Genomic DNA, 4,958 nt, shown 5'->3' with positions numbered 1-4,958 from the left:
CCTTCATACAGGACGGACAACCCCTGAGCTTCGAAGCCCCTTTTTTCATTGACGCCAGCGATACCGCCGAGCTGGCTTACGCAGCAGGGGCCGGGTTTACCATCGGCCGGGAGGATACCGGGCTGGACAAGGCCCAGATGGCCGCGGGGCTTTCCTTTCGGCTCGAGGGGGTGCCGTGGTGGGGGGTGTGGTTGGCCCTGAATTACGACGGGGTGGTCCGGCATAGCGGCAGTGGGGCTTGGGGGAGCAGCGCTTGGGGCTTTGGCCCCTTGGGGTTTGCCTACCGACCTTCAGACCCCGAGCGCTATCGCTTGCGCGGCCTAAACCTGGCACGCCAGCGGGATGGAAGCGTCTGGGTGAATGCCCTGCTGGTATATGGGGTGGACGGCACTGCCCCAGGGGGGGACCGGCGCCTGCACCGCCAGGCTGCGGGTGAGGTGGAGCGGGTGGTGGGGTATTTGCGCCGGGCTGCCCCGGCCCTCTTTGGCACCGCGCAACTGGTCGAGGTTGCTCCGGAGTTCTACCTCCGCGAGAGCCGTCATCTGCTGGGGCTTTATCGGCTGAGGGCCGATGACGTGCTCTACGGGCGCGATTTCCCGGATACGGTGGCGGTGGGAAGTTATCCACTGGATGGGCAGTCGTACCGCCGAGGGGAGGCACTTTACCTGCTGGGCACCCCGGCTCCGTACGGGGTTCCCTTTCGCACCATGGTGCCCCGCGGCCTAGATAACCTGCTGGTGGTGTCGCAAGCAGCTTCCTACGACAGTGTGGCCGCATTCTCGGCTCGAGTGGTCCCCTTGCAGATGGCCCTGGGTGAGGCTGCCGGTACAGCGGCGTATCTGGCCAAGCGTCAAGCCCTCGAGTTTCCCGCCTTGGCGGCCCAGCCCGAAGCGCTGCGGGAACAACTGCTGCGCCAGGGGGCCAACCTTCTCCCTGAGCCCTCCGATCCCCGCAAGGACATGGCCAACCCAGCCTACCCCGCAGCCATCGAACTCTACCGCCGGGGGTTATTTTCCACCCCCTACTTCATGGTGGGGCGGCTTTACCTGGAAGAGCCTATGGCGGTGGGGGATTTTTTGATCAACCTCCAGCACTTCTATGGGGCCCGCTATCCTGGCTCCTCCGCCCTGCAAGCTGTGCAGGACGAGATGTGGTTTTTTAGGGGGCGCTGGCGACAGGCGCTGTACCGCACCGAAGCCAACCGTATTCTGGAGAGGCTGGGGATGCACCTGAGGCTGCCCGAGAATAACCGCCCTCTACGGCGGGGAGAGGCTGCCGCCCTGTTATGGGAGTTGTTTCGCCCGAGCCTTTTGGGTCCCGACTGGCTTCGACCTCAGGGCGGGGAGGATCCGGGTACAGGGGTGCCCTCAGCAATGCCGGGGTTTTCGAGGTGAGGTGTGCGCTTAGGGGTTTTGCTGACGCCGGGGTTTTTGGAGGCCGAGGCTGCGCTGGTGTTAGAGGTGGCGCGGCTGCTGGGGTGGGAGCGCTTTACCATAGCCAGGGGCCGTACCGCCCTCGAGGGGAGCGCGGGAGCGGTTTGGACGCCTAAGTACACCTTTGCGGCCCGACCGGAGTTGGATGTGTTGGTGATTCCTGGGGGCCCTCAGATGAGCAAGCTGGGCCGCGACCCGCAGCATCAGGACTGGCTCAGCGAGGGTTGGGAGGGCTTGCGGGCGATGTTCACGGGGGCCAACGGGGTGCTCTTGTTGCTGGAGGCGGGGTTGATCTCCGGTAAGGTCAGCGCCCACCCGGTGGCCTGGGAAGCGTTGGAGGGATCAGCGCTCGAGCTCACCCGCGAGGCCTACCACTGGCGGGGAAAGATCTGCACCACCCGTGGCTACCTCGAGCTGGGCCGGGCGGTGCTGGAGTGGGCAGGGTTTGCCGAGGAGGCCAGGGCCCACCTGGGTCTGTAGAACCCTAGGGGTTTTGCAGGGCAGGCGGTACAATGGCCGCTTGGTATGGCATCGCTAGCGGTCGGTATCGTCGGGCTTCCCAATGTGGGCAAGTCCACCCTGTTCAACGCAATCACCAAAGCCGGGGCCTTGGCGGCTAACTACCCCTTCGCCACGATTGACAAAAACGTTGGGGTGGTCACGCTGCCCGACCCACGGCTAGACGCGCTTCAGCGCTTGTTTATCAAGGGGGATAAGGTGCCCCCGGTGGTGCCCACCTACGTGGAGTTTGTGGACATCGCCGGGCTGGTCAAAGGGGCTCACAAGGGAGAGGGGCTGGGAAACCAGTTCCTGGCCAACATCCGCGAGGTGGCCGCCATCGCCCACGTGGTGCGTTGTTTTGAGGACCCCAATGTGGTGCACGTGGCCGGGAAGGTAGACCCCTTAGAAGACCTCGAGACCATCAATACCGAGCTGGCCCTGGCCGACCTGCAAACCCTCGAGAAGCGGCTGGAGAAGCTGCGCAAAACCGCCCGCAGCGACAAGGAGGACAAGGCCCTGCTGGAGGTGCTCGAGCCGCTCCTGGCTCACCTCGCTGAGGGGCAGCCCGCCCGTACCTTTGCCTCCGCGGATCCCGAGGGGCTCTCTCGAGCTGCACGGGAATTGGGCCTTCTGACCTATAAGCCGGTAATCTACGTTTGCAACGTGGCGGAGGAGGACCTTCCGGAAGGCCAAAACAACCCCAGTGTGGCTAAGGTGCGCCAGGCTGCTGCACAGGAGGGGGCCGAGGTGGTGGTGGTCTCCGCCAAAATTGAGTCGGAGCTGTCAGAGCTTTCCGAGGGAGAGGCCGCCGAATACCTGCAATCGCTTGGCCTAAACGAGTCGGGGCTCAACCGCCTGGTCAAGGTTGCGTACCATACTTTGGGCTTGCTGACCTTCCTGACCGCCGGGGAAAAAGAGGTGCGGGCCTGGACCGTGCGTCAAGGCACCAAAGCCCCCCAGGCCGCAGGGGAGATCCACTCCGACCTGGAAAGGGGTTTCATTCGGGCCGAGGTGATTGAGTGGAACAAGCTGGTCGAGGCTGGGGGTTGGGCTCAGGCCAAGGAGCGGGGTTGGGTGCGCACCGAAGGTAAAGAATACGTTGTGCAGGATGGGGATGTGATGTACATCTTGTTCAACTTGTAGCGACGGTCTGGGCTCGAGCGGCCTTTGCCGGGTGCTGTGGCTATCGGACGAGCTGGTAGGCCTGTTGCAACCGGGCCTCATCGGTGAGATCGAGCCGCAATGGGGTAAGGGAGATCAGGCCCTGGTTGACCGCCCAGCGGTCGGTGCCTTCTTCGGGCTCGTGGTCGGGGGTAGCCGTGAACCAGAAATGCTGGCGACCCATCGGATCCTCGCCGGGGACGATCCTGCCCTCGTACATCCGCACCGACTGCCGGGTCCAGAGCAGGCCCTTGGGCTTGGGGGGCAGATTGACGTTGATCAGGAAGGGTTGGGTTGTCCGCAACAGGGCCTCGAGCACCTTTCCCACCCAGGGTTTGAGCAGGGCGAAGTCGGGCTCTTTGCCGTTCACCGGGGTGCTGAAGGCCACAGCCGGAATGCCCAGCAGGGCGGCTTGTTTGGCCGCGGCCACGGTACCGGAATGCCAGATCTCATTGCCCAGATTCGAGCCTAGGTTGATGCCGGAGAGCACCAGATCCACCTTGTCCCAGCCAGACGGCTCCGGCAGCAAGGAGGAATCTGAGGCCAGGTGGGTGCCCAGGGCTACGCAGTCTGCCGGGGTGCCGTTGACGCGGTAGGCCTCGAGGCCCCCCAGTGGGGTAGGGCGGCAGTGCAGGGGGCGGGAGATGGTGATGGCGTGTCCCATCGCGCTCTGCTCCACATCGGGGGCCACCACCCGCACCTCGCCATAGGCGGTGGCGACCTCGGCCAGGGCCCGCAGGCCGGGGCTATAGATGCCGTCGTCATTCGAGACCAAGATCTTCACGCTGTGCACCCTAGCTCGGGCTTGTCAGCGAGCGGTCAATGGGGGTAGGATGATGCACTGACAATCGCTGGATAACCTCGAGCTAGATTTGTGAACGCCTGTCACCCCCCCGTCCTTTGGCTTCGGCTTGCGGGCCAACCCCAGGCCCCCGGCTTTGGGAGGGTTTGTGGTGATTAGCGTGCTGATCCCCACCTTCAACCGTCCCCAGCTCTTGCTGCGGGCCCTGCGCTCGTTGCAAGCTCAGCTCTACCCGGATTGGGAGGCCCTGGTGGTGGACGACGGGGATGGATCGGGGCTCGAGGCCGCCCGGGGTTTGGGGGATTCCCGGATTCGGGCACTGCCCAATGCCGGTAAGGGGCAGGTTCAGGCCCGCAATACCGCACTCCAGGCAGCCTCAGGCGAGACCATCGCCCTTTTGGATGACGATGATTGGTGGGAAGATCGCACCCATTTGTATCGGGTGCTGCGGGTGCTGCGGGCGGTTTCGGCGCTGGTGTACCGGGGGGGCTATCTGGTACAAGAGCGAGATGGGCTGGAGCTCGAGCGACTGCCCTTTGATTTTTCCGCTACCCCCGAAGCACTGCGCCACAACAACACCATCCTGGCCACGGGGATAGCCTATCCTAAAGCCTTCCATGACGAGCTGGGCCTCTTTGATCCGGAGATGTCCGACTACTGGGATTGGGACTGGTATTTGCGCGTGAGTGGAGCAGGACACCCCCTGATACAACTTCCTGGACGTGGGGTAGTGGTCTCGATGCATGGGGCCAACATGTCCTACAGCGCTCGCCAGGAAGAACGCCAGCGCTACCTCGAGCGCCTGAGTGCCAAGCATAAATTAAGCGGGGTGAAGCTCAAGGATCACCGGATCATCGCCAATTGGGCCTAACAAAGAAAAAGAGCGCCCGAAGGCGCTCCTAACTTGGTCAAAGAAAGATCAGCCGAGCTCAATGCTCCTTAGAAAGGAGGTGATCCAACCGCACCTTCCGGTACAGTTACCTTGTTACGACTTAGCCCCAGTCATGAGCCTTACCCTAGGCGCCTGCCTATAGCTCCCGGCGACTTCAGGCAAAACCCAC

At 63.5% G+C, this 4,958-nt stretch carries 5 protein-coding genes and 1 rRNA gene; 4 read left to right on the top strand and 2 right to left on the bottom strand.

The genetic code is table 11. From position 1 onward, the window contains the following. The 3 genes from Mgrana_RS16395 to ychF form a co-directional block, all read left to right on the top strand. On the top strand, window positions 1-1,394 hold a 1,394-nt coding region (locus tag Mgrana_RS16395; RefSeq protein WP_119358651.1), incomplete at its 5' end, for an FAD-dependent oxidoreductase. Window positions 1,395-1,397: 3 nt separating this feature from the next. Beyond that, window positions 1,398-1,913 carry a DJ-1/PfpI family protein gene (locus tag Mgrana_RS16390; protein ID WP_119358650.1) on the top strand — a complete coding sequence of 172 codons (516 nt, stop codon included), beginning with the start codon at window positions 1,398-1,400 and terminating at the stop codon, window positions 1,911-1,913. A gap of 45 nt (window positions 1,914-1,958) precedes the next feature. Continuing rightward, window positions 1,959-3,077: a redox-regulated ATPase YchF gene (gene ychF, locus Mgrana_RS16385; RefSeq protein ID WP_119358649.1), complete on the top strand. Its 1,119-nt coding sequence runs from the start codon at window positions 1,959-1,961 to the stop codon at window positions 3,075-3,077. A 40-nt stretch (window positions 3,078-3,117) separates the two neighbouring features. Here the strand turns inward: ychF and surE are convergent, their stop codons facing one another. Beyond that, window positions 3,118-3,879: a 5'/3'-nucleotidase SurE gene (surE, locus tag Mgrana_RS16380; protein WP_119358648.1), complete on the bottom strand. Its 762-nt coding sequence runs from the start codon at window positions 3,877-3,879 to the stop codon at window positions 3,118-3,120. A gap of 166 nt (window positions 3,880-4,045) precedes the next feature. Between surE and Mgrana_RS16375 the strand changes: the two genes are divergently transcribed. Then, window positions 4,046-4,768, top strand: coding sequence for a glycosyltransferase family 2 protein (locus Mgrana_RS16375; protein WP_240631416.1), 723 nt, complete (start codon window positions 4,046-4,048; stop codon window positions 4,766-4,768). A gap of 72 nt (window positions 4,769-4,840) precedes the next feature. Here the strand turns inward: Mgrana_RS16375 and Mgrana_RS16370 are convergent. After that, window positions 4,841-4,958: ribosomal RNA gene (locus Mgrana_RS16370) — 16S ribosomal RNA — on the bottom strand; the annotation flags it as partial.

It is taken from the genome of Meiothermus granaticius NBRC 107808 (assembly GCF_003574355.1).
GTDB classification, from domain to species: Bacteria; Deinococcota; Deinococci; order Deinococcales; family Thermaceae; genus Meiothermus; species Meiothermus granaticius.
This window is presented reverse-complemented; position numbering and strand designations above follow the sequence as displayed.

Coding starts and splice junctions, on each gene's coding strand:
- ychF (WP_119358649.1), top strand. CDS start 1,959: ATGGCATCGCTAGCGGTCGGTATCGTCGGGCTTCCCAATGTGGGCAAG.